Source organism: Paracoccus sp. NBH48 (genome assembly GCF_015390265.1).
Classification (GTDB): domain Bacteria; phylum Pseudomonadota; class Alphaproteobacteria; order Rhodobacterales; family Rhodobacteraceae; genus Paracoccus; species Paracoccus marcusii.
Window position 1 is genome coordinate 17,609 of sequence record NZ_VUOJ01000006.1, and the last position, 23,521, is coordinate 41,129.

Sequence of the window (23,521 nt, forward strand, 5' to 3'; positions counted from 1 at the left end):
TGAGGCCTACCAGACCTTGGCTTCGCGGTCATAGAACCGCTGCGCCGCCGCCTCGACGAACGCCGCCGGATCCAGCTTGGTCACGCCCTTGTCGGGCTGCACCCCGGCCGCCGCCAGCAGCTTGGCGCTGGCATCGTCGGCGCCGATCGCCTTCAGATGCGCAAAGGCATCCGACACGAAGTCGACCGCGGGCTTGAACTTGGCCAGCTTGGCCGCGTCATCGGCGCCGATGACCAGCGCCACCGCGTCGAACAGGACCGACGGCGATCCCGCCAACTGCGCCTCGGCCTTGCCACGCTCCTTGGCGATCAGCATGACGCTGCCGCCCTGGGCCTCGACCGCGTCGCGCAGCGCATCGACCTTGGCTTGATCCCCGCCGTCGCCGATCAGGATGCCGACCTTGCGACCCTTCAGGCTGTGCTTGGCCTGCTTCATGATCGACAGCGCATCCGAAGGCGCCATGTCGATCGGTTCGCGCATGGGCGTCGCGGCATCGGGCAGATCCTCGGCCAGACCTTCGGCCACGGTTTCGGCCAGATCCTCGTCGATGACCCGCAAATGACCCAGAACGCGCTGGATCACGTGGCCCAGGCCGACCTTCGACAGTTCGAACGTGATCGCATCGGCGATGTGGGTCTGCTCGACCTCGGTCTGGCTGCGATAGAACAGCCGTGCCTGGCTGTAATGGTCACCGAACAGGTCCGCCCGCACGCGCAGCTTTTCGTCCGGCTGGTTGCCCAGGTCGGTCATGTCCTTGTAGGTCGCGAAGCCTTGGTCGGTGGCGCGGGGGCCCGGCTCCTCTCCGGCCTGATCCAGGCTGTTCGGCTCATAGTTGGCGCGGCCCTTGGGCACCGCCATCTGCATCATGCCGTCGCGCTGAAAGTTGTGCATCGGGCATTTCGGCGCATTGACCGGGATCTGGTGGAAGTTCGTGGTGCCAAGCCGCGACTTCTGGGTGTCCATATAGCTGAACAGCCGTCCCTGCAGCAACGGGTCGTCGGAAAAGTCGATGCCGGGCACGACGTTCGTCGGCAGGAAGGCCACCTGCTCGGTCTCGGCAAAGAAGTTGTCGGGGTTCCGGTCCAGCACCATGCGGCCCACGATGCGGACGGGAATGTCCTCCTCTGGGATCAGCTTGGTCGCGTCCAGGACGTCATAGGGCTGCTTGGCGGCCCATTCCGCGTCAAAGGTCTGGATGCCCAGTTCCCATTCCGGGAAGTCGCCCGAATCGATGGCCTCCCACAGGTCCTGGCGGTGATAGTCCTGGTTCGCGCCGGCGGTCTTGACGGCCTCGTTCCAGACTTGGCTCTGCAGGCCCAGCTTGGGCTTCCAGTGGAACTTGACGAAGGTCGACTTACCCTGGGCGTTGACCAGGCGGAACGTGTGGACGCCGAACCCCTCGATCATGCGCAGGCTGCGCGGGATCGCGCGGTCGGACATCGCCCACATGATCATGTGCATGGATTCCGGCATCAGCGACACGAAATCCCAAAAGGTGTCATGGGCGCTGGCGGCCTGCGGATAGCCCTTGTCGGCCTCCATCTTGACCGAATGGATCAGGTCGGGAAACTTGATCGCGTCCTGGATGAAGAACACCGGGATGTTGTTGCCAACCAAGTCCCAGTTGCCTTCCTGGGTATAGAACTTGACCGCAAAGCCCCGCACGTCGCGCGGCGTGTCGACGCTACCGGCGCCGCCGGCCACGGTCGAGAAGCGCACGAAGACCGGCGTCTTGCCCGGATTGGCCAGAACGCCCGCGCGGGTCAGTTCCGGGATCGGATCGGTGCATTCGAAATAGCCGTGCGCACCCGAACCGCGGGCGTGGACGATCCGCTCCGGAATGCGTTCATGGTCGAAATGGAAGATCTTTTCGCGAAGGACGAAATCCTCCAGCAGGGTGGGACCGCGGGCCCCAGCCTTCAGGCTGTTCTGGTTGTCGGAAATCGGGACCCCGTGATTGGTGGTCAGGGCCTCGCCGCCGGTCTGGTGGGTCTCTCCACCGTTGCCGCGTGTCTCGCTGATGCTGGACATGACGTCCTCCTGTGCTGGCGCGTTGCCTGTCCAACAAAGGTCGATGAAAACGGTTCCTGATTCGGGGGGCTATGTTTTGTTCACCCGCTTGCCCTGCGCCGCGCAGCCTGCGATACGCAGGAGTGATGATGATGCGGACGTGGCGAAATCGGTAGACGCAGCAGACTTTGACAATTGGAGTGCCCGGTCGGGAAACCGCCGGTGCAGAACCGCTCAAATTCGGGGAAAGCTGTGGGGCCCCGGCCCCGTGCCAATCCCGAGCCAAGCCCCGGAGACGGGGAAGGTGTAGAGACTAGACGGGCGGCGCCTAACGTCCTTGCGGACCATGGCGAAGGGATAGTCCAGACCACGAACGGGGCATCGCACCCCCGGCGGCGAAAGTCGAAGTGGTACGAAAATCTGTTTTCCGAACGGAAGTGCGGGTTCAAGTCCCGCCGTCCGCACCATCATCGCGTCATGCGGCACCGGCGCCGTCAGGCCCCGGTGCACGCGGGATCACGTCTCGACTTGGGCAGGCTCGCGCGGCGGGCGGCCGATGATGTCGCGCAGTGCGTCCAACTCGATGAAGTTGTCGGCCTGGCGGCGCAGGTCGTCGGCGATCATCGGTGGCTGGCTGCGGATCGTGGACACGACCGACACCCGGACCCCCTGACGCTGAAGCGATTCGACCAGAGGCCGGAAATCGCCGTCGCCGGAGAACAGGACCGCGTGATCCATCCGCGGGGCCAGTTCCATCGCATCGACGGTCAGTTCGATGTCCATGTTGCCCTTAACCTTGCGGCGGCCCAGGGCGTCGGTGTATTCGCGCGCCGGCTTGGTCACGACGCAGAAACCGTTGTAATGCAGCCAATCCACCAGCGGACGGATCGGGGAGTATTCCTCGCCCTCGATCAGGGCGGTATAGTAATAGGCACGCATCAGCTTGCCGCGGCGATCAAATTCCTGGCGCAGCAGCTTGTAGTCGATATCAAAGCCCAGTGCCTTCGCGGCAGCATAAAGATTGGCCCCGTCTATGAAGATTGCCAATCGGTCGTCTTTGTAAAACATGGATGTTGCCTTTGATGAACCCGGTCCTTCACGGCACAAGCGCGGGCCAGGGTGAGGGACCTGAGATGCGCGGGCCCATGCCATGGACCTGTAAGGAAAGAGGAAAGCGTGGTTAACCTGTCTTTTGGTATCGTTGCTTTTGGGGCCAACCTTCCCCTGTCGGATCAGGACCCCGTAACGACCCTGTGCACGACGATGGGCATTCTGCACAGCGCCCCGGGCATTTCAATCACCGCGATCAGTCGCATCTGGCGGACTCCCGCCATGCCTGCGGGATCGGGGCCCGATTTCGCCAATGCGGTGGCGCTGATCGCCACGTCCCTGGACGCGCCGCAGGTTCTGGAGACGCTGCATGCGATAGAGGCAGAGCATGGCCGCGACCGAAGCACCGGCCGGTGGTCCGCTCGCGTCCTGGACCTAGACCTGATCGCGCTGGACGACCGGATCGAACCCGATGTAGGCCATCTGCGCGACTGGATGGATCTGTCCCCCGACTGCCAGGGGGTGCAGACTCCCGACCGGCTGATCCTGCCCCATCCGCGGATGCAGGACCGCGCGTTCGTCCTGGCCCCCCTGGCCGAGATCGCGCCGGACTGGCGTCATCCGCTGACCGGGCTCAGCGTCGCGGCGATGCTGGAGGCGCTTGGACCCCGCGCGCTGGACGGAATGACGCCGTTCGAATCCCCAGGTTTTCCTTGACAATCGGCGCTGTGGCGACCATCAGTCCGGTTCGCCCCGAATGTCCGATTCGCAACTGCACAGGTGATCCATGGCCCGCGTAACGGTCGAAGACTGCGTCGACAAGGTTCCCAACCGCTTTGATCTGGTGATGCTCGCCTCGCATCGCGCCCGAGAGATCGCGGCTGGCAGCGCCCCCACCGTCGATCGCGACAACGACAAGAACCCGGTGGTCGCCCTGCGCGAAATCGCCGAAGAGACCCAGCCCGTCGACGATCTGCGCGAGCGGATGATCGAATCGACCCAGACCCAGATCGAGGTCGACGAGCCCGAGGAGGACGCCATGGCCCTGCTGCTGGGCGCCGAGGTCGATCGCCCCAAGCCGTCCGACGAGGAATCCGAGGAACGGATGCTGCGCATGATGCTGGAAGCCAACCAGCGCGCCTGACACGGTCACACTGCAGAGGTCTTCGACACCATCATGATCGACGTCGAAGACCTGCTGGCCCTTGTCCGCAACTACAACCCGCGCAGCAACTGCACCCTGATACGCGATGCCTATGAATACGGCATGCGCATGCATGAGGGCCAGTTCCGCCATTCCGGCGAACCCTACTTCACCCATCCCATCGCCGTCGCCGCCATCCTGACCGAGATGCGCCTGGACGACGCGACCATCGTGACCGCGCTGCTGCACGACACGATCGAGGACACGCGATCGACCAAGGACGAGGTCGTCGGCATGTTCGGCGCCGAGATCGCCGAACTGGTCGACGGGGTCACCAAGCTGACCAACCTGGAACTGTCCAGCACCCAGTCCAAGCAGGCCGAGAACTTTCGCAAGCTGTTCATGGCGATGTCCCGCGACATGCGGGTGATCCTGGTCAAGCTGGCCGACCGGCTGCACAACATGCGCACCATCCGGTCCATGCGCCCCGACAAGCAGGTCAAGAAGGCGCGCGAGACGATGGACATCTATGCCCCCCTGGCGGGCCGGATGGGCATGCAGTGGATGCGCGAGGAACTGGAGGACCTGGCCTTCAAGGTCATCAATCCCGAGGCGCGCAGTTCGATCATCCGCCGCTTTGTCAGCCTGCAGCGCGACAGCGGCGACATCATCGGCCAGATCACCGCCGACATCCGCACCGAGATGGAGAAGGAGGGCATCGAGGCCGACGTGTTCGGCCGCGCCAAGAAGCCCTTCAGCGTCTGGCGCAAGATGCAGGAAAAGCAGCTGGCCTTTTCGCGCCTGTCCGACATCTACGGCTTTCGGATCATCACGCGGACCGAGATGGACTGCTATCGCGCGCTTGGCGTGATCCACCATCGCTGGCGCGCGGTTCCGGGGCGGTTCAAGGATTACATCAGCCAGCCGAAATCGAACGGCTACCGCTCGATCCACACCACGGTATCGGGTCGCGACGGCAAGCGGGTCGAGGTTCAGATCCGCACCCGCCAGATGCACGAGGTCGCCGAGGCCGGCGTCGCGGCGCATTGGGCCTATCGCGACGGCGTGCGCACCCGGAACCCCTTTGCGGTCGATCCGGCCGAATGGATCGCCCAGCTGACCGACCGGTTCGACACCGAGGACCACAACGAGTTCCTGGAACACGTCAAGATGGAGATGTACCAGGACCAGGTGTTCTGCTTCACCCCCAAGGGCGACGTGATGCAGCTGCCGCGGGGCGCGACGCCGATCGATTTTGCCTACGCGATCCATACGCGGTTGGGCAATTCCTGCGTCGGCGCCAAGATCGACGGCATCCGTGTGCCCCTGTGGACCCGGCTGAAGAACGGCCAGTCGGTCGACATCATCTCTGCCTCGGGGCAGCGGCCGCAGGCGACCTGGCTGGACATCGTGGTCACGGGCCGCGCCAAGGCCGCGATCCGGCGGTCCTTGCGCGAGGAGGACCGCGACCGCTTCATGCGCCTGGGGCGCGAACTGGTGCGCGTCAGCTTCGAGCATGTGGGGCGCAAGGTCACCGACAAGGCGCTGCGGACGGCGGCCAAGCAGATGGGTCTGCCCTCGGCCGAGGATCTGCTGGCCCGCATCGGCAGCGCCGAGAACTCCGCCAAGGAGGTCCTGGGCGTCCTCTATCCGGAACTGGCCGACCACCAGGACGAGATCGACGGCAAGCGCCCCTTCGCGGGGCTGGAGGCCGACGCGAACTTCAAGCGCGCGCCCTGCTGCGCCCCCCTGCCCGGCGAGCGGATCGTGGGCATCACCTATCGCGGCGCCGGCGTGGTCATCCACGCCATCGACTGTCCCGTGCTGGCCGAGTTCGAGGACAGCCCCGACCGGTGGGTCGACCTGCAATGGCGCGAGGGGCGCCACCCCGCCGCCTATTCGACCGTGCTCAATTTGACGATCCGCCACGACGCCGGCGTGCTGGGACGCATCTGCACCTTGATCGGGGCGCAGGGGGCGAATATCTCGAACCTGGAGTTCATCGCCCGCAAGCCCGACTTCTACCGCATCGAGGTCGAGGTCGAGCTGCGCGACCATGAACATCTGCACAACCTGCTGACCGCCCTCGAGGCGGAAAGCGATGTCGCGCAGGTCTCGCGCGTGCGGGACCCGGCGCTGAAACCCTGAGGCAGGCGCCCCCTGCCCGTCACGGATCGGGTTCGCCTTGTTCAAACGCCGCAAACCGCGCAGCTACGGCCAACTGGCCAGCCAGATGATCTATCCGCCGGGCGGCTGGCGGCGGGCCAGCGCCTATGTGGCCCACAGGCTGCGCCGCCTGCCCGACCAGCCGCATCGCATCGCGCGCGGGGTCGCGGCGGGGATCATGGTGAATTTCACCCCGCTGTTCGGGTTCCACTTCCTGTCGGCGGCAGCGGTGGCCTGGATCATCCGCGGCAACGTGCTGGCTGCGCTGTTGGCGACCTTCGTGGGCAATCCGGTGACCCTGCCCTTCATCGCGCTGATGTCGGTCAAGCTGGGCCGCGAGATCCTGGGCCAAGAGGGCGAGCTGACGCCCCAGTTCATCTTCCACGAATTCTCGAAGGCCACCGGAGAGCTGTGGCACAACCTCAGCGCCCTGTTCGGCCCGTCCGAGATGCACTGGTACAACCTCAGCGACTTTCTGGCGCAGGTATTCTGGCCCTACATGGTCGGCGGCGTCATCCTGGGGTCCGTCGCGGGGGTCATCACGCATTACCTGACCGTGCCGATCTTCATCGCCTATCAGCGCCGCCGCGAGAAGAAGATGGCAGAGCGCATCGCCCGCGCCTCGGCCCGCGCGGCACAGCTGAAGGCGGATCGGGCCAGGGGCGGTCCGGGTCAGTAACCGCGGTCGCGGTCCACCAGATGCAGCAGCGGCCGTCCCGCCATCGCGCGCCGCAGGTTTTGGGCGACGACGGGGGCGGCGGTCGCGGGGCGGGTCTCGGCGGCGATATGGGGCGTGACGGTGACCGCGGGATGGGCCCAGAACGGGTGATCCCCTGGCAGCGGTTCGGTGCGGAACACGTCCAGCACCGCGTGCCCCGGCCGCCCCCGGTCCAGCCCCCGCAACAGCGCCTCGTCATCGATCAGCGTGCCGCGTCCCGGATTGATCAGCCAGGCGCCGTCAAGCAGGCGCGACAGGCGGTCCGCATCCAGCAGCCCGCGCGTGGCGGGCGTGTCGGGCAGCAGGCATACCAGGATCTGCGCGCGGGCCAGGGCCTGGTCCAGCTGCGCGATGGGCAGCACCGAAACCCCCGGCACCGCCCGCCCCGAGGCGCTGACCCCGGTGACCGGAAAGCCCAGGACGGTCAGCATGGCGGCGGCGGCCTGTCCCAGTTCGCCCATGCCCAGGACGGTCACCGGGCGTTCGGCGGCCAGCGGCGGGATCTGCCCGTTGCGCCAGATGCCGTCCTGGGCATAGCGGTCCATGCCCAGATGGGCGCGCATGGCCCATCCGGCGCAATATTCCGCCATTCCCTGGCGCAGCCCCGGATCGACCATCCGCGCCAAGGGCTGGGTCAGCGTGGCGTTGCCCACGATTCGTTCGACCCCGGCCCACAGGCTCTGCACCAGCCGGACATTGGCGTAGGGCGCGAAATCGGTGATGTCGCCGCCCGGGGCATAGATGATCGCATCGAACGTGGCCGGATCGCCGTCGCGGTCCAGATGCATTTCGGGGCAGGCCGCGCGCAAGGCCGGGGCCCATTCGGACCACGCATCGCCGCGGGCGGAGAACCGGACCCTCATCGGGGCCTGTGGACATGGGCGGATTGCACCAGACCAAATCCCAGCATCAGGATCATCAGCGACGTCCCCCCATAGCTGACCAGCGGCAGCGGCGACCCCTTGGCGGGCAGCAGCCCCATCACCGTCGCCATGTTGATCGAGAAGTACAGAAAGAAGGTCGCGCTGATGCCGATGGTGATCAGACTGGCAAAGCGGTCGCGGTTGCTGAGTGCGGAATACAGGCAGAAGCCCAGGATCAGCATGTACAGCACCAAAAGCGAGGACGCGCCGATAAAGCCGAACTCCTCGGACAGGACGGTGAAGATGAAGTCGGTGTGCTTTTCGGGCAGGAAGTTCAGCCGCGACTGCGTGCCCTGCATGAAGCCGCGCCCCGACAACCCGCCCGAACCAAGCGCGATCTGGCTCTGGATGATGTTGTAGCCAGCCCCCAACGGATCGGAGGTCGGGTCCAGGAAGGTGTCGATCCGGCGGAACTGATAGTCACGAAGCAGCTGCCAGTCTGTTCCGCGGCTGCGCATGACGGCCACGACCAGGCCCACCGCGGCTCCGATCACCGCCCCGAAATACCACAGCGACACACCCGCCGCGAACATCACGATCCCGCCCCCCGCGATCAGCATGATCGACGTGCCAAGATCCGGCTGCATCAGGACCAGCGCGGTCGGCGCCAGGATCAGCACCACCGGCACGATCACCCACAAGGGACGCGACACGCGGTTCAACGGCAGCCAGTCGTAGTAGGCCGCGAGCAGCAGGACCAGCGCGATCTTCATCAGTTCGGACGGCTGGATTCGGATCGGGCCGATGTCGATCCATCGCTGCGCGCCCATGCCGATGACCCCGAACAGGTCGACCGCGACCAGCATCAGGAAGCACGTCACATAGGCCGCGACAGAGATGCCGCGCCAGAACCACATGGGCACGAAGGCCAGCCCCAGCATGATCACCATGCCCACGGCAAACCGGATCATCTGCGGTTCCGCCCAGGTGTCCATGCGGCCGCCCGCGACCGAATACAGCATCAGGAACCCGATGCAGCACACGGCGGTGATCAGCAGGACCAGCGGCCAGTTGATGTACAGGACCTTGCGGAACCCCGTCGGAACCTGCGCCACCTGATAGTCGAGATAGGACATCGCCTTACGCCCTGCTGCGGCCGGGGCGCGGGGCCTCGGGCTGGTAAAGGTGCATGGCGTTGTGACGCTCCTCCAGCGCGGCCCGCTGATCCGAGGGCACGGCGTCCAGGGGCGGCAGCCCGCCGTTCAGCGCGAACAGCAGGATGTCGCGCGCGATGGGCGCGGCTACGGCCGATCCGCCGCCGCCATGTTCGACCACCACCGAGATCGCGTATTTCGGCGCATCATAGGGGGCATAGGCCACGAACAGCGCATGGTCGCGCCGCGCCCAAGGCAGCTGATCGTTCGAGATGACGCCGCGGGCGCGTTCGGCGGCGGTGATGTTGCGGACCTGGCTGGTGCCGGTCTTGCCGGCCATGCGCCATTCCTCGCGGGTGATGCGGGCGCCGCGGGCGGTGCCGCGGGCGCTGTTCATCACCGCGTCCATGCCAAGCCGCGCGACGCGCAGCGATTCCGGGCTGATGTCCAGCGGCGGGTATTCGGGCGGCGCCTGCCGCACGCCGTCGACGGACCGGATCAGCTGGGGCCGAACCTCGCGGCCCGACGCGATGCGGGCGGTCATCACCGCCAGCTGCAGCGGCGACGCCAGCACGAAGCCCTGCCCGATCGAGGCGTTCAGGCTGTCGCCGATCTGCCAGGCCTGGCCGTGGCGGGCCATCTTCCATTCGCGGTCGGGGGCGATCCCTTCGGCCACCGCGGACATGGGCAGGTCGTGGCGCTGGCCCAGGCCAAGCTTGCGCGCCATGATCGCGATCCGGTCGATGCCCACCCGCTGCGCCAGTTCGTAGTAGTAGACGTCGCAGCTTTCCTCGAGGCTCTTGATCGCATCGACGGTGCCATGCCCGCCGCGCCGCCAGCAGTGGAACCGCCGGCCGCCCAGTTCGGTGTAGCCCGGACAATAGAACCGGGTGCCCGCGTCGATCACCCCGGCCTCCAGCCCGGCCATCAGGGTGACCATCTTGAAGGTCGATCCGGGCGGATAGACGCCCTGCACCGTCTTGTCGGCCAGGGGGCGGTGGTCGTGATCCATCAGCGCGCGGTATTCGGGACTGCTGATGCCGCGCACGAACTTGTTGGGATCGAAGCTGGGCGACGAACAGATCGTCAGCAGCTCTCCGGTCTGGCAGTCGGTGATGACGGCGGCGGCGCTTTCGGTGCCCATCCGCTGCGCGGCATAGTTCTGCAAGGCGGCATCCAGCGTCAGCTGCAGCGTGGCCCCCTGTTCGCCCTGCTGGCGCGACAGCTGGCGCATCTCGCGGCCCTGGGCGTTGACCTCGACGCGGCGGGCGCCCGCCTTGCCGCGCAGGATCTCCTCCATGCGGCCCTCGACCCCGATCTTGCCCAGCTGAAAGTCCGGCAGCAGCAGGACCGGGTCAGGGTCCTCGATCCGCGACAGGTCGTAATCGCTGACGGGGCCGACATAGCCCATGACATGCGCGAAATCGCCCGCCCGCGGATAGGCGCGCGACAGCGCCGATTCGGGCGTGACGCCGGGCAGCGACGGGGCGTTGACCGCGATGGCGCTGAACTGCTCCCAGGTCAGGCGGTCGGCCAGTACGATGGGGGTGATGGCGCTGCGGCGGGAAAACTCCTCCATCAGCTCGGCCATGCGGGCGTCGGTCATGGGCACCAGCCGCGACAGGCGGCGCAGCACGGCCTTGACGTCGCCGCCCGCCTCCTCGCGCGTCAGGGTGACGCGATAGTTCTGTTCGTTCCCCGCGATGATGATCCCGTTGCGGTCCAGGATCAGCCCGCGCGACGGCGGCAGCAGCCGGATCTTGATCGAGTTGCCGTCCGCCAGCGTGCGGTATTCCTCGGCATGGTCCAGCTGCATCGACCGCATCTTCAGCGCCAGCGTGGTGACGGTGGCCACCTGGATGCCGGCCAGCATCAGCCCGCGCCGGGTGATCTGGCGGGAGCTGTCCAGGATCTCGCGTTGGGACTTCTTCATGCCCTTGTCCTCATGTCGGATCGCCGCGGCCAAGGCGGCGCAGCCCGATCAGCCAGCGTGCCCCGAAGACGACCAGCGGATAGGCCGCCACCGTCGCCAGAAACTGCAGGATCACCTGCCCCAGGGCCGGCACCTGCAGCACGAACACTACCTGTACCAAGCGATAGCCCAGCATCATCAGCCCGATCAGCACGCCCACGCGGAACCATTCAACCATGAATGGCTGATCGCGCCAACGGGGCTCTCGCAGACGTGCGGCCTCGGACCCCAGCAGCACGATGGCGGTCCACAGGCCCAGGGGGCGCATCAGCAGCACGTCCTCGACCAGGATGGCCAGCACGATGACCGGCGCGGCCAGCTGGTCGGGGCGGCGCAGCACCCAAGCCAGGATCAGCGCCAGCGCCAGGTCGGGACCGGGCCAGCCCATGATGCCCGCCGACAGGGGCAGCAGCCGCACGAACAGCAGCGCCCAGACCGAGGCCAGAAACACCAGCGTTCCCAGGACGAAGCTGCGGCTGGGCAGCTGGATCATGGCGTGGAACCCGGATCCAGCGGATCGCTGGCCGCCGCCGCGTCGACCGGAGAGACCGGCAGCTGCGGCCCGATCAGACCGCTATCCTGGCCCAGGATGATGGCGGCGCTGTCGACCACCGCCTCGGCCGGATGCGACCGCAGCACGCGCAGGAACTCCAGGCGTTCGTAATCGGCCGCCATGCGCAGGCGCAGCCGCCCGTCGCTGCCCTGCGCGACCTGGCCCACCAGCACCCCGGCGGGAAAGACGCCCCCGTCGCCCGAGGTCACGACCCGGTCGCCGGGACGGACGTTGTCGGCCTGCTCGACGAATTCCAGCAGCGGCAGCGGCGTGTTGTCGCCCGTCAACAGCGCCCGTTCGCCGGTCGGCTGGACCGTCACCGGCAACCGCGACGAGGGGTCCGTCAACAGCACGACGCGGCTGGTCCGGTTCCCAACGCCGGAAATGCGCCCGACCAGCCCCAGCCCGTCCATGGTGGCCCATCCCTCGATGATGCCGTCTTGGGCGCCGACGTTCAGCAGCACCGACTGGCGGAAGGCCGAACCGCTGTCGACCATCACCACGCCCGTGACGCTGGTCAGGGCCGGGTCGATGCGGACGTTGTTCTGCGCCATCAGCTTGGAGTTCTCCTGCTCCAACTGGACGGCGGCCTCGCGCCAGGCGGACATGCGCTGCAATTCGCGGCGCAGTTCCTGGTTCTGCTCATAGATGCGCGCATAGCTTTGAAAGCCCGCGACCATCTGGGTAACCTTGGTCACCGGCGCCACGGCCCATTCGAACCGCGGCACGATGCGGTCGATCATCGCCGTGCGCATCATCTCGGCCCGCGGGCTGTCGATGCGCCAGAACAGGAATACCGCCAGCAGCGCAAGCGCCAGAACCGCGATCAGGACGCGGCGCACGGGGGTGGCGAAATCGGTGCTCTTCTGCGCCATTCAGGCGCTCCCTGCCTGCGCGATCAGCTGTCGTAGTCGATGACGTGACGCAGCTGCTTTTCGAACTCCAGCGCCTTGCCGGTGCCCAGGGCCACGCAGCTCATCGGCTGGTCGGCCAGGCTGATCGACAGGCCGGTCTGCTCGCGCAGCGCCAGGTCCAGCTCGCCCAGCATGGCGCCGCCGCCGGTCAGCATCACGCCGCGGTCGACGATGTCGGCGGCCAGGTCCGGGGGCGTCGCCTCCAGCGCGACCATCACCGCCTCGCAGATGGCCTGGACGGGCTCGGACAGCGCCTCGGCGACCATGGCCTGGCTGATCTCGATTTCCTTCGGGATGCCGTTCAGCAGGTCGCGGCCGCGCACCATCAGGGTCGCGCCGCGCCCGTCATCGGGCATGCGGGCGGTGCCGATGCTGGTCTTGATGCGTTCGGCGGTCGATTCCCCGATCAGCATGTTCTGGTTGCGGCGCAGATAGTTGATGATCGCTTCGTCCATGCGGTCGCCGCCGATGCGCACTGAGCGCGCATAGACCACGTCGCCCAGGGACAGGACCGCGACCTCGGTCGTGCCGCCGCCGATGTCGACGACCATGCTGCCGGTGGGTTCGGTGATGGGCATGCCCGCGCCGATGGCCGCCGCGATCGGTTCGGCGATCAGGCCCGCCTTGCGCGCGCCTGCGGACAGAACCGACTGGCGGATGGCGCGTTTCTCGACCGGGGTCGCGCCGTGCGGGACGCAGACGATGATCTTGGGCTTGGAGAAGGTCGTGCGCTTGAACACCTTCTTGATGAAATGCTTGATCATCTGCTCGGCGCTGTCGAAATCGGCGATGACGCCCTCGCGCATCGGGCGGATGGCCTCGATACTTCCCGGCGTGCGGCCCAGCATCAGCTTGGCGTCCTCTCCGACCGCCAGGACGACGCGCTTGCCGTCCTTGACGTGATAGGCCACGACCGAGGGCTCGTTCAGGATGATGCCCTTGCCCTTGACATAGATCAGCGTGTTCGCCGTCCCCAGGTCGATTGCGATGTCGGTCGAAAACAAACCGCCGAATGCCATGCCCGTATCCTTTTCCCGCCGGTTGGCCCGGCCTGCCCTGTTTTGATGGTGCGTGATCGCCCTGACGGACGTGGCCCCGTATAGAGCCGTGCGCCGCACCGGAAAAGCCCCGATGCGCGCATTGGGCCGACAGCGGCATTTCTCGCCGGGGTGGTGCCGGGGGGACACGATGCCCCCCGCGCGCCTCAGTGCGAATACATGCTGATCTGCTTGGCGTCAGTGTCGCGACCGGTCATCGCGCGGCGCAGGATCAGCCGGTTCAGCGCCCCCACATAGGCCTTGACCGAGGCCAGGATCGTGTCCGTATCGGCGGCCTGGCCGGTGACGATGCGGCCCTCCTCCTCCATGCGGACGCTGACGGTGGCCTGCGCATCGGTGCCCTCGGTCACGGCATGGACCTGATACAGCTGCAGCCGCGCGTCGTGCGGAAAGATTTCCCGCACCGCATTGAAGCACGCATCGACCGGCCCGTCGCCGGTCGTCTCGGCCCGCTTCTCGACCCCGTCCACGATCATGGTCAGGGCCGCGGACTGGCCGTCGCTGCCGCAGACGACGCGCAGGTGCTTGACCTGCAGGTGATCCTCGGCCGTGTTGGCGGCGGCGTCCAGGACCAGGGCCACGATGTCGTCGTCATAGACCTCCTTCTTGCGGTCGGCCAAGGCCTTGAACCGCACGAAGATGTCCTTCAGCTGGTTGTCGCCCACCTCATAGCCCAGATCGGCCAGCTTGGCGCGCAAAGCCGCGCGGCCCGAATGCTTGCCCATGGCGATGTTGTTTTCGGTCAGGCCGATATCGGCGGGGCGCATGATCTCGAAGGTCTCGACGTTCTTCAGCACGCCGTCCTGATGGATGCCGGATTCGTGCAGGAAGGCGTTCTTGCCGACGATTGCCTTGTTGAACTGCACCGGAAAGCCCGACACGGCCGCCACGCGACGCGAGATGCCCATGATCTTGGTCGTGTCGATGCCCGTGCGGAACGGCATGATGTCGTTGCGGACCCGCATCGCCATCACCACCTCCTCCAGCGCGGTGTTGCCGGCGCGTTCGCCCAGACCGTTGATGGTGCATTCGATCTGGCGGGCACCGGCCTCGACCGCAGCCAGGGCGTTGGCGGTCGCCATGCCCAGGTCGTTGTGGCAATGCGTGGCAAAGATGATCTGGTCCGCGCCGGGCACGCGTTCCAGCAGCATGGCGATCAGGGCGGCGCTTTCGCGCGGCGCGGTATAGCCCACCGTGTCAGGGATGTTGATCGTGGTGGCGCCGGCCTTGATGGCGATTTCCACCACCCGGCACAGATAATCATGCTCGGTCCGGGTGGCGTCCATGGGCGACCATTGCACGTTGTCGCACAGGTTGCGCGCATGGGTGACCGTCTGGTGGATGCGATCCGCCATCTGGTCCATGTCCAGGTTCGGGATCGCCCGGTGCAGCGGCGAGGTGCCGATGAAAGTGTGGATCCGCGGCTGGCGGGCATGCTTCACGGCCTCCCAGCAGCGGTCGATATCGGGCAGCTGAGCGCGGGCCAGACCGCAGATCACGCTGTTTTTCGACTGTTTCGCGATCTCGGACACGGCGGCAAAGTCGCCTTCCGAGGCGATGGGAAATCCGGCCTCGATCACGTCCACGCCCATCTCGTCCAGCATGGCGGCGATTTCCAGCTTTTCGGCATGGGACATGGTGGCGCCGGGCGACTGTTCGCCGTCGCGCAGCGTGGTGTCAAAGATCACGACGCGGTTCTGTTCGGTCATTGGCTTGGTCCTTCTTACGTGGTCCTGTGGGGTTTCCCGGGCGCTGACCTGTCTGAGCGGCGGCCCGGAAGACCCGCTCAGCGCAGCGTAAGAAGCAGCAGACCGCGAAGCTGCACGGCCAGACGAGCGCCGTGGGGCGCGGTGCGGGCGGTGGCGATGTGGCGCATCCGGGTCATGGCCGCGAATATGCCCCCCCGCGCGCATCTTGAAAACCCCTGATCGACACCGCCCGTCCGCAAGGCAGTTCCGACCTTTGCCATTGTAGCGACACATTTATGTCTGGCCCCGCCCGGCAAGCCTGCCTATCCTTTGATCACGACAACGAAAAAACGACAACCAACAGATGAGGGCAACGAATGTCACGCAAGATCGTCGTCGGTTTCGACGGCAGCGATGCCTCGATCCGCGCCTTGGACTTTGCCATCTCGCGCGCGCAGGCGCAGGGCGACCACATCCTGATCGCGCATGTTCTGGAATGGTCGCCCTACAGCTTCCTGACGCCAAGCGAGGTCGAGGAACGACACCGCCGCCGCAAGGAGGAGCTGCAGCGCGCCGAAGCCGCCATCCTGACCCCCATGGTCAAGCGGGTCGAGGACGCGGGCATCCCCTGCGCGACCACGCTGCGATACGGCCACATCGCCGAAACGCTGTGCCGCATCGCCAAGGATGAAGGCGCGGCGATGATCTTCATCGGCCGGATGGGCGATTCGGGCTTTGCCTCGCGCATCTTCGGATCGGTCGCGGCGACGCTGGCGCAGGTCGCGCCGGTGCCCGTGGTCATCGTGCCGTGACCGGCCAACCAACAGGGACAAGAGCAATGAGAACACGCATCACAGCCGCGGCCCTCGCGGCACTGGCCGCAGGCCCCGCCGCGGCCCAGGGCATCGACGAGACCGTGAACCAGGTCTTTGCCAATTCCACCGGCTGGTTCGTCAGCCTGATCTTCTCCAACTTTCCCGGCACCAGCTTTCCTTGGATCGTCGGCTGGCTGGTCATCGCGGCCACGACCTTCACCCTCTATTTCGGGGTGATCCAGCTGCGCGCCTTCGGCCATGCCATAGCCCTGGTCCGGGGCGACTATTCCGACCCGAACGACGCCGGAGAGGTCAGCCACTTCCAGGCGCTGACCACCGCCCTGTCGGGCACCGTGGGCCTGGGCAACATCGCGGGCGTCGCGGTGGCCGTCAGCATCGGCGGGCCGGGCGCCACGTTCTGGATGATCCTGGCGGGCCTGCTGGGCATGGCGTCCAAGTTCACCGAATGCACGCTTGGCGTCAAATACCGCAACGAATACGCGGACGGCACCGTGTCGGGCGGCCCGATGTACTACATGGTCAAGGGGTTCGCCGAACGCGGCCTGCCGGGCGGGCGCATCCTGGCCGTGCTGTTCGCGATCTTCTGTATCCTGGGCAGCTTTGGCGGCGGGAACATGTTCCAGGCCAATCAGGCCCATGCCCAGCTGATCAACGTGGTGGGCGACTATCCCGGCTGGATCACTGGCGTGGTGATGGCGATTATCGTGTTCCTGGTCATCGTCGGCGGCCTGAAATCCATCGCCAGCGTGACCGAGAAGATCGTGCCCTTCATGGCCGCGCTCTACGTCGGGACGGCGCTGATCATCATCGCCATGAACTATGACATGATCGGCCAGGCGTTCTATCAGATCTTCGCGGGCGCCTTCACCAATGACGGCGTCGTGGGCGGGGCCATCGGTGCCCTGATCCAGGGCTTCCGCCGGGCCGCCTTCTCGAACGAGGCCGGCATCGGTTCCGCCGCGATCGCCCACAGCGCCGTGCGTACCAAGGAGCCGGTGACCGAGGGCTTCGTGTCGCTGCTGGAGCCGTTCATCGACACCGTCGTCATCTGTACCATGACCGCGCTGGTGATCATCATCACCGGGCAGCTGATCGCCGACCCCACGACCGGGATGTTCGTCCTGAACGAGGCGGGCGACCAGATCCGCACCGTGACCGGCAACACGGGCGTTGCCCTGACGTCGGATGCCTTCAGCAGCGCGTTCGGCTGGTTCCGCTATGTGCTGGTGCTGGCGGTGGTGCTGTTCGCCTTCTCGACCATGATCTCGTGGAGCTATTACGGGCTGAAGGCCTGGACCTTCCTCTTCGGAGAGGGCCAGACCAAGGAGCTGATCTTCAAGATCATCTTCTGCCTGTTTGTGGTCATCGGCGCCTCGGCCAGCCTGGGCCCGGTCATCGACTTCTCTGACGCGATGATCTTTGCGATGGCGATCCCCAACATCATCGCGCTGTACCTGCTGATGCCCGTCGTCAAGGCCGAGATGAACCGCTATCTGGGCCGCCTGAAATCCGGCGACATCCGCAAGTACGAATAACGCCCGCGACAGCGACGCGACCAGGGGGCGGGGAACCGCCCCCCTTTTCATTCGCGGTGGTCCGCGCGGACGATCTGTGCCAAACGGCGCCGGTCCGCGCAGGAGAACCCCGATGCCAAAGCCCCCCTTCGTCCATCCCGGAATGCGGTTGCCCTTCGCGCTGCTGGTGACCTGCTTCGCGGCCTGGGGGATCGCGGCGAACATGACCGACCCGCTGGTCCAGGTCTTTTCGCGCATCTTCTCGATGTCGACGCTGCAGGCGTCCTTCGTCCAGTTCGCTTATTACGGGGCCTATTTCCTGCTGGCCCTGCCCGCGGCCTTCATCAACCGGCGCTTTCTCCTACAAGACCGGCATCCTGACGGGCCTGGGCTGCGCGGTGGCGGGCGCCTTCCTGTTCTATCCGGCGGCGCAGGCCATGACCTTCGGGTACTTCCTGGCCGCGCTGTTCCTGCTGGCGGGGGGGCTGTCGATCCTTGAGACCTCGGCCAACCCCTTCGTCATCGCGATGGGCCCCGAGGGCAATGCCACGCGCCGCCTGAACCTGGCCCAAGCCTTCAACCCGGTCGGCACGAACATCGGCGTCTTCCTGGCCGCGACGCTGATCCTGCCGCGTCTGAACCCGGCAACCGACGCCGAACGCGCCGCCATGCCCGCCGCGACGCTGGAGCAGATCCAGCGCGCCGAACTGTCCGCGGTCATGACGCCCTATGTCGGACTGGCCTTCGTGCTGCTGGTCATCTGGATCGCCATCGCCTTCCTGCGCATCCCGACCGACCGCGAATCCATCGCCCCCGACGCCGCCCGCGTTCAGTTCGCGCCGACGCTGCGGCGGCTGCTGTCGAACCGGCATTACGTGTTCGGGGTGGTGGCCCAGTTCTTCAACGTGGCTGCCCAGACCTGCGTCTGGACCTTCACCATCCAGTACGTGATCGCCGCCATCGGCGGGACGGAGGCGCAGGCCGGATGGTACCTGCAGGCCAGCCTGATCGTGTTCCTGATCGCCCGCTTCGTGATGGTCGGCGTGATGGGCGTGATCCGCCCCGCGGCGCTGCTGACGGTGATGGCCTTGGCGGGGACGGGCCTGTGCCTGTTCGCGGCCACCGGGCCGGGGCTGGCGGGTGTCTGGGCGGTGGTCGCCGTATCGGCCTGCCTGTCGCTGATGTTTCCCACCATCTACGGCATCGCCCTGCACGGCCTAAGCGACGACACCAAGTTCGGTGCGGCGGGCCTGGTCATGGCGATCCTGGGCGGTGCGACCGTGCCGCTAATCCATGGCGCGGTCATGGATTCCCACGGCGCGGCGCTGTCCTATGTGGTGCCGGGACTGTGCTTCCTGGTCGTCGCGGCCTTCGGGCTGTTCGACCTGCGCTCGACCCGCCATGCGGATGCTGCAACGCAGCATTGACCAGCCAGGCGGTTGCCTGCCGGGCTGATAGCGCCAACATAGGGGTCAGGATCTGCGAAAGGACCACCCCCATGCTTGCCTATTACGGACTGTATCTTGACGACGCCGGCCGGGCGATGGCGCGCCGTGCGCCGCGGCCCACTGCCGGGCTGTTCCTGCTGCCCCATCAGATCGGCGCACTGAACGCCACGCGCCACGGCGGAACCCTGCGTGCGCTGCTGCGGCGGCTGACCGGACGGCTGCGCGCGGCCTAAAGGCGGCGGCGGCGACGTACCGGGATCATCTGCTGCGCGCCACCGGCCACCAGCAGCCATGCCGAGGTCAGGACAAGACCCCAGTTCGCCCAGCTTTCCGGGTGAAAGTCGACCACAGCGGCCCAGCCCGCGAACAGCACCCAAGCCAACGCCACCGGCAACGAGATCGCCTGCCAGCGCTTGGTCCGGACGGGGTGGATGAACTTGATATTGGTGAACATCGCGGCGCTCAACGCGGTGACGATCAGCAGGATGATGGTCCAATGCGGCTTGACCGCGAACAGGACCAGGATGACCATGTTCCAGCAGCCGGGAAAGCCCGCGAAGGAATTGTCCCGCGTCTTCATCCGCGTGTCCGCAAAATAGACGACGCTGGTGAACACGATCACGATGATCGCGAACCAGCCCGTCCAGCCCGACAGCAGCCCCGACTGGAACAGCGCAAAGGCCGGGATGAACACATAGGTCAGATAGTCGATGATCAGGTCCATCAGCACGCCGTCATAGGCGGGCCAGTTCTTCTTGACGTCGTAACGCCGCGCCAGCGGGCCGTCGATGCCGTCGACGACGAAGGCCACCACCAGCCACAGGAACATCAGCGCCCAGTCCGCCTGCACGGCGGCCAGCATGGCCAGCATGGCCAGAACGGCTCCGGTGGCGGTCAAAAGATGGACGGAAAGGGCTTTGTGACGCATCTGCATGCGGTTTAATCGCAGGTTGAACCCCCCAACGCAACCGCACTTGCCCGGTCAGCGCAGGATCGGGGGGCCTTTCGGGCGCGGTGCGGGTTCCTCGGGCGCGGGGGGCGTCAGATCGAACAGCAGTGCGCCGGCCGGGGGCGGCGCGTCCGAAAAGCTGATGTCGACGCCGCCGGGCTGGGCGGGAAGGAACGCCAGCGCCTCGGCCAGGGCCTTGGCGATGGCCGGCTGGCGGTCGACGGGCGCGCCGGTGATGACCAAGAGATGCCCGGCACCGTCCCCCGACGCACCGACCAGCGCCGCGCCTGCGACCAGTCCGCGCAGGTCGGCCAGCCGTTCGGCCAGGGGATCCGCCAAGGCTTGCGCCACCTGCGGGTCGGGCGCGGTCAGGCGCAGCCGGGCCTGGCCCTCCTGAGGGGCGGCATCCAGCGCACCTGTCAGCCAATCCAGCATGCCGCTGTCCAGCAGCATCTCGGACGGGTGGCCGGGATTGACCAGCAACCCCGCGCCGTCCGCGTTTCAGCAGTCCCGCCAGCACCCGCCCCGGCAGCGCCGCGTAAGCCACGGGATGGCCGAAGAAATCCGCCAGCCGATCCTCGGCGTCGCAGGCCAGCGCGACGCGCGCCCCGTCCAGATCGAAGATCTGCAATTCGACCTGGTCATGCACCGGCTCGCGCAGCAAGGCCACGGTCAGCTCGGTATCCGCCAGCCGCGACAGCATCCGCGCCCGCTGCGGCGCATCCGCGTCGTGGAACGGGACGGGGGCAAGATCATCCAGCGCGCTCATGGTCGGGCCTTTCCGAATTGGCTGGCCAAGCGGTAAAGCCCGCGCCGTGCCCACGCAAGCGTGATTGCCCATGCCCGGCCCCCCGCCCCATATTGTGCGCATGAAAAGACGCGCCCTGATCCTGACCGCCGCCGCCCTGCCCCTGCTGGCAGCCCCCCGCATCGCCCGCGCCAGCCTGGCCCCCCCTGCTGTCGCAGGCCGGATCGATGCCGCCCCTGCGCGCCATCGCCCTGTGGCAGGACGACGGCGCACAGGGGGTGGAACTGGCGGCCCAGGGCTATCACGGCTTTACGCCGGACAGCCCGACGAACATCAAATCGGCGTCGAAATCGGTGATGTCGGCGCTGGCGGGCATCGCCATCGGCCGCGGCCTGCTGGAGAGCGCGGATCAGCCCATCGCACCGCTGCTGCGCAGCGACCTGCCCGCATCGGCCGACCCGCGGCTGGCGCGTGTCACCCTGGGCAACCTGCTGTCGATGCAGGCCGGGCTGGAACGCCAGTCGGGACAGAATTACGGCCGATGGGTCAGCAGCCCGAACTGGGTGCGCAGCGCGCTGGCCGCGCCCTTCGTCCAGGATCCCGGCACGCGGATGCAGTATTCGACCGCATCGACGCATCTGGTCGCGGCGATCCTGACCCGCGTCACCGGCCGCCCGCTGCTGGACGTCGCACGCGACTGGCTGTCGCCCATTCCCGGATTTCGCATCACCGGATGGGACCGCGATCCGCAGGGCATCTATCTGGGCGGCAACCAGATGGCGATGAGCACCCGGTCGCTGCTGGCCTTCGGTGCGACATACGCGCGGGGGCGGTCGGGCGGGCGGGCGGCAGGTCGTCCCCGCGGCCTGGATCGACGAAAGCTGGCGGCGCCGCACCTCCAGCATCTTCAGCGGCCAGGGATACGGCTATGGCTGGTTCCTGGGGCGGATGGCCCGGGCGGGACGTGCGCTATGGCTGGGGCTATGGCGGGCAGATGGTCTATGTGTTCCCCGCGACGCGGCGCCAGCCGGCCCTGTCCATCGCGATGACGTCGGACCCGGACCTGCCGTCGGGGCGCACCGGGCATCGCGACGACCTGCACCGTCTGGCGGAGCAGCTGGCCGGCGCGGTCTAGGCGACCGCACGCGGCCCGCGCCGTCAGTCGACGAAATCGCCGGCCTGGAAGTTGCCCAGGTTGCCCAGAAGCTGTCCGATGAACGAGATGTCGGTCACGCTGCCGTCGGTCACGCGGCGCGACAGGCTGACCACGCGGCCGCGTTCTAGGCCAAAGGTCTCGACATTGCTGACCACGCCGGTGGGCGCGAACGAGATGGCGACGACCTTGCGGTCGATCTCGCGCGGGGCGGCTGGGCCGAGGCGGCGCCAGCGCGATCCGACATAGTACCAGCCGGACCCCGTCAGCAGGCCCTGGGCCGACGGGCGACCGATCAGACCGGGCAGTTCCTCCATCGTGGTCTGCCCCGGCACGACCTTGCGCCAGCTCCAGATCGGGGGGGACGTATCCGTGGTTCCGTTTCGATGGGCGCACAGGCGGCAAGCCCGAGGACAGCCAGAAACGCCAGTGTCATCAGGCTTCTGATGGCGGACATGGGCGGGTTCCCTCCTTGGGGCGGTTGACGCGGCCCGCCCTGCCTAGCAAACTCGGCCACCCTGCTCAAGAATATCAATCCCTCGGGGTCACGCGCCCCGCGCCGCATCGACAAAGGTCCGACATGATCACCCCCGAATCGCATCCGCAGCGGCTGCGTGTCGCGCATCTGAACCCGAACGCGCCGACGACCTTTCACCTGCGCCCCGACGAAGGCGTGCGGGAAGCCCTGGCGGCCGAGCTGGGACTGGACGCACTGACGCGCCTGGACTTTCGCGGCACGCTGCGCGCGCATGGCACCGACGGCTGGCTGCTGACGGCGACGCTGGCCGCGCGGGTGACGCAACCCTGCGTCATCACGCTGAAGCCCGTGCGCACCGACATCTCGGAACCGGTCCGCATCCAGTTCTCTCCGCATGTGGCCGCCCCCGAGGGCGACGAGATCGAGATGCCGGACGAGACGCTGGAACCCCTTGGCAACTTCATCGACCTGACCGCGATCATGGTCGAGGCCCTGTCGCTGGCCCTGCCCGCCTATCCGCGGGCCGAGGGAGCAAGCCTGCCGCAGGCCGCGGCGGCCGACGACGATGCCGCCGGCGACACACGGCGTCCCTTTGCCGGGCTCGACAAGCTGCTGGGCGGCAAGGACGGCGAATCCTGACCCGGGCTGCGTGGCCATCGGCCCACAGGCGGGCGGCGAAATGCGCCCGAACCCGCCGCCGGGGGGCGCAATCACGGCCCGTTCGCGGCAAAGGGGGCCATGTGCGGTGCGTTTGCGACCGTCCCCTGGCCTTCGGGGCTTGCGGGCGCGGTCGTCATGGCGTATCTGCGCGGTTCATTTACGAATTCAAATCTGGTGTGATCGCGTTCTGGCGCCGCACCCTGACAACCGAGGTGGTGACATGGCTGTCCCTCAGAATCGCGTAACCCGGTCCAAGCGCAACATGCGCCGTGCGCATGATGCGTTGGTCGCGGGCAACCCGAACGAATGCTCCAACTGCGGCGAGCTGAAGCGCCCGCATCACGTCTGCCCGTCCTGCGGCCACTACGCCGACCGCGAAGTGATCGCGAAGGCGAACGAGATCGACCTGGACGACGACGCGGCCTGATTCCGGCGCGCCCGTCCT

General features: G+C 66.9%; 26 protein-coding genes and 1 tRNA gene. 14 read left to right on the plus strand and 13 right to left on the minus strand.

The window, feature by feature from the left end; all coding sequences use genetic code 11:
* Positions 1 to 6 precede the first annotated feature (6 nt).
* On the minus strand, positions 7 to 2,031 hold the full coding sequence (locus tag F1642_RS12130; RefSeq protein WP_194886347.1) for a catalase: 2,025 nt from the start codon (positions 2,029 to 2,031) through the stop codon (positions 7 to 9).
* Positions 2,032 to 2,405: 374 nt separating this feature from the next.
* On the opposite strand from F1642_RS12130, the gene F1642_RS12135 reads away from it, so the two are divergent.
* Positions 2,406 to 2,477: transfer RNA gene (locus tag F1642_RS12135), tRNA-Leu, on the plus strand.
* 49 nt (positions 2,478 to 2,526) lie between these two features.
* On the opposite strand, the gene F1642_RS12140 is transcribed toward F1642_RS12135, so the two are convergent.
* Entirely contained in the window at positions 2,527 to 3,078 is a 552-nt protein-coding gene (locus F1642_RS12140; protein ID WP_042245486.1) for an NYN domain-containing protein, read from the minus strand.
* 108 nt (positions 3,079 to 3,186) lie between these two features.
* Here F1642_RS12140 and folK point away from each other — a divergent pair, with 108 nt between their 5' ends.
* From folK to F1642_RS12160, 4 genes are all read left to right on the plus strand, one after another.
* Complete coding sequence (gene folK / locus F1642_RS12145) at positions 3,187 to 3,777, plus strand: 2-amino-4-hydroxy-6-hydroxymethyldihydropteridine diphosphokinase (RefSeq protein WP_194886348.1); 591 nt, start codon at positions 3,187 to 3,189, stop codon at positions 3,775 to 3,777.
* Positions 3,778 to 3,847: 70 nt separating this feature from the next.
* Entirely contained in the window at positions 3,848 to 4,204 is a 357-nt protein-coding gene (gene rpoZ / locus F1642_RS12150; RefSeq protein WP_042245492.1) for a DNA-directed RNA polymerase subunit omega, read from the plus strand.
* A 33-nt stretch (positions 4,205 to 4,237) separates the two neighbouring features.
* On the plus strand, positions 4,238 to 6,352 hold the full coding sequence (locus tag F1642_RS12155) for a bifunctional (p)ppGpp synthetase/guanosine-3',5'-bis(diphosphate) 3'-pyrophosphohydrolase (RefSeq protein ID WP_045982739.1): 2,115 nt from the start codon (positions 4,238 to 4,240) through the stop codon (positions 6,350 to 6,352).
* A 37-nt stretch (positions 6,353 to 6,389) separates the two neighbouring features.
* Positions 6,390 to 7,049, plus strand: a complete 660-nt coding sequence (locus F1642_RS12160) for a DUF2062 domain-containing protein (RefSeq protein ID WP_139599110.1) — start codon at positions 6,390 to 6,392, stop codon at positions 7,047 to 7,049.
* Here F1642_RS12160 and F1642_RS12165 read toward each other — a convergent pair.
* The 8 genes from F1642_RS12165 to F1642_RS12200 all read right to left on the minus strand — a co-directional run bounded on the left by F1642_RS12165 (position 7,043) and on the right by F1642_RS12200 (position 15,571).
* Positions 7,043 to 7,951 carry a glyoxylate/hydroxypyruvate reductase A gene (locus tag F1642_RS12165; RefSeq protein WP_194886349.1) on the minus strand — a complete coding sequence of 303 codons (909 nt, stop codon included), beginning with the start codon at positions 7,949 to 7,951 and terminating at the stop codon, positions 7,043 to 7,045. The genes F1642_RS12160 and F1642_RS12165 overlap by 7 nt on opposite strands.
* Positions 7,948 to 9,087 (minus strand): rod shape-determining protein RodA, encoded by a 1,140-nt coding sequence (rodA, locus tag F1642_RS12170; RefSeq protein WP_046000075.1) that lies wholly within the window; start codon positions 9,085 to 9,087, stop codon positions 7,948 to 7,950. Before rodA ends, F1642_RS12165 begins: the two co-directional genes overlap by 4 nt.
* Positions 9,088 to 9,091: 4 nt before the next feature.
* Positions 9,092 to 11,038 (minus strand): penicillin-binding protein 2, encoded by a 1,947-nt coding sequence (gene mrdA, locus F1642_RS12175; protein ID WP_194886350.1) that lies wholly within the window; start codon positions 11,036 to 11,038, stop codon positions 9,092 to 9,094.
* Positions 11,039 to 11,048: 10 nt separating this feature from the next.
* Positions 11,049 to 11,570 (minus strand): hypothetical protein, encoded by a 522-nt coding sequence (locus F1642_RS12180; protein ID WP_052714834.1) that lies wholly within the window; start codon positions 11,568 to 11,570, stop codon positions 11,049 to 11,051.
* A complete protein-coding gene (gene mreC, locus F1642_RS12185) occupies positions 11,567 to 12,505 on the minus strand; it encodes a rod shape-determining protein MreC (protein WP_139599114.1) in 939 nt (312 codons plus the stop codon). Before mreC ends, F1642_RS12180 begins: the two co-directional genes overlap by 4 nt.
* Positions 12,506 to 12,528: 23 nt before the next feature.
* Positions 12,529 to 13,563: a rod shape-determining protein gene (locus F1642_RS12190; protein WP_045982734.1), complete on the minus strand. Its 1,035-nt coding sequence runs from the start codon at positions 13,561 to 13,563 to the stop codon at positions 12,529 to 12,531.
* A gap of 185 nt (positions 13,564 to 13,748) precedes the next feature.
* Positions 13,749 to 15,311 (minus strand): 2-isopropylmalate synthase, encoded by a 1,563-nt coding sequence (locus tag F1642_RS12195; protein WP_045982733.1) that lies wholly within the window; start codon positions 15,309 to 15,311, stop codon positions 13,749 to 13,751.
* Positions 15,312 to 15,388: 77 nt separating this feature from the next.
* The gene (locus F1642_RS12200; protein ID WP_194886351.1) at positions 15,389 to 15,571 is read right to left on the minus strand and encodes a hypothetical protein; all 183 of its coding nucleotides are present in this window, start codon (positions 15,569 to 15,571) and stop codon (positions 15,389 to 15,391) included.
* A gap of 96 nt (positions 15,572 to 15,667) precedes the next feature.
* Here F1642_RS12200 and F1642_RS12205 point away from each other — a divergent pair, with 96 nt between their 5' ends.
* The 5 genes from F1642_RS12205 (at position 15,668) to F1642_RS12220 (ending at position 19,321) form a co-directional block, all read left to right on the plus strand.
* A complete protein-coding gene (locus F1642_RS12205) occupies positions 15,668 to 16,102 on the plus strand; it encodes a universal stress protein (RefSeq protein WP_045982732.1) in 435 nt (144 codons plus the stop codon).
* Between the two features lie 26 nt (positions 16,103 to 16,128).
* Positions 16,129 to 17,661 carry a sodium:alanine symporter family protein gene (locus tag F1642_RS12210; RefSeq protein ID WP_139599115.1) on the plus strand — a complete coding sequence of 511 codons (1,533 nt, stop codon included), beginning with the start codon at positions 16,129 to 16,131 and terminating at the stop codon, positions 17,659 to 17,661.
* A 112-nt stretch (positions 17,662 to 17,773) separates the two neighbouring features.
* The gene (locus F1642_RS15935; RefSeq protein ID WP_255522417.1) at positions 17,774 to 18,139 is read left to right on the plus strand and encodes a hypothetical protein; all 366 of its coding nucleotides are present in this window, start codon (positions 17,774 to 17,776) and stop codon (positions 18,137 to 18,139) included.
* On the plus strand, positions 18,039 to 19,067 hold the full coding sequence (gene fucP / locus F1642_RS12215; protein ID WP_370582871.1) for an L-fucose:H+ symporter permease: 1,029 nt from the start codon (positions 18,039 to 18,041) through the stop codon (positions 19,065 to 19,067). The genes F1642_RS15935 and fucP overlap by 101 nt, the downstream gene beginning before the upstream one ends.
* 71 nt (positions 19,068 to 19,138) lie before the next feature.
* The gene (locus F1642_RS12220) at positions 19,139 to 19,321 is read left to right on the plus strand and encodes a hypothetical protein (protein ID WP_046000069.1); all 183 of its coding nucleotides are present in this window, start codon (positions 19,139 to 19,141) and stop codon (positions 19,319 to 19,321) included.
* On the opposite strand, the gene F1642_RS12225 is transcribed toward F1642_RS12220, so the two are convergent.
* Positions 19,318 to 20,022, minus strand: a complete 705-nt coding sequence (locus F1642_RS12225) for a phosphatidylcholine/phosphatidylserine synthase (RefSeq protein WP_194886352.1) — start codon at positions 20,020 to 20,022, stop codon at positions 19,318 to 19,320. The genes F1642_RS12220 and F1642_RS12225 overlap by 4 nt on opposite strands.
* Positions 20,023 to 20,070: 48 nt before the next feature.
* Positions 20,071 to 20,520: a hypothetical protein gene (locus tag F1642_RS15940; RefSeq protein ID WP_255522418.1), complete on the minus strand. Its 450-nt coding sequence runs from the start codon at positions 20,518 to 20,520 to the stop codon at positions 20,071 to 20,073.
* Between the two features lie 67 nt (positions 20,521 to 20,587).
* Between F1642_RS15940 and F1642_RS15945 the strand changes: the two genes are divergently transcribed.
* Positions 20,588 to 20,842 carry a hypothetical protein gene (locus F1642_RS15945; protein WP_255522419.1) on the plus strand — a complete coding sequence of 85 codons (255 nt, stop codon included), beginning with the start codon at positions 20,588 to 20,590 and terminating at the stop codon, positions 20,840 to 20,842.
* 170 nt (positions 20,843 to 21,012) lie between these two features.
* The gene (locus F1642_RS12235; protein ID WP_255522420.1) at positions 21,013 to 21,834 is read left to right on the plus strand and encodes a serine hydrolase; all 822 of its coding nucleotides are present in this window, start codon (positions 21,013 to 21,015) and stop codon (positions 21,832 to 21,834) included.
* A 109-nt stretch (positions 21,835 to 21,943) separates the two neighbouring features.
* Here the strand turns inward: F1642_RS12235 and bamE are convergent, their stop codons facing one another.
* Positions 21,944 to 22,273, minus strand: coding sequence for an outer membrane protein assembly factor BamE (gene bamE / locus F1642_RS12240; protein ID WP_370582872.1), 330 nt, complete (start codon positions 22,271 to 22,273; stop codon positions 21,944 to 21,946).
* 245 nt (positions 22,274 to 22,518) lie between these two features.
* Between bamE and F1642_RS12245 the strand changes: the two genes are divergently transcribed.
* Together F1642_RS12245 and rpmF are read left to right on the plus strand one after the other, a co-directional pair.
* Positions 22,519 to 23,055 carry a DUF177 domain-containing protein gene (locus tag F1642_RS12245; RefSeq protein WP_194886353.1) on the plus strand — a complete coding sequence of 179 codons (537 nt, stop codon included), beginning with the start codon at positions 22,519 to 22,521 and terminating at the stop codon, positions 23,053 to 23,055.
* Between the two features lie 241 nt (positions 23,056 to 23,296).
* Positions 23,297 to 23,503 (plus strand): 50S ribosomal protein L32, encoded by a 207-nt coding sequence (gene rpmF, locus F1642_RS12250; RefSeq protein WP_042251337.1) that lies wholly within the window; start codon positions 23,297 to 23,299, stop codon positions 23,501 to 23,503.
* Positions 23,504 to 23,521 lie beyond the last annotated feature (18 nt).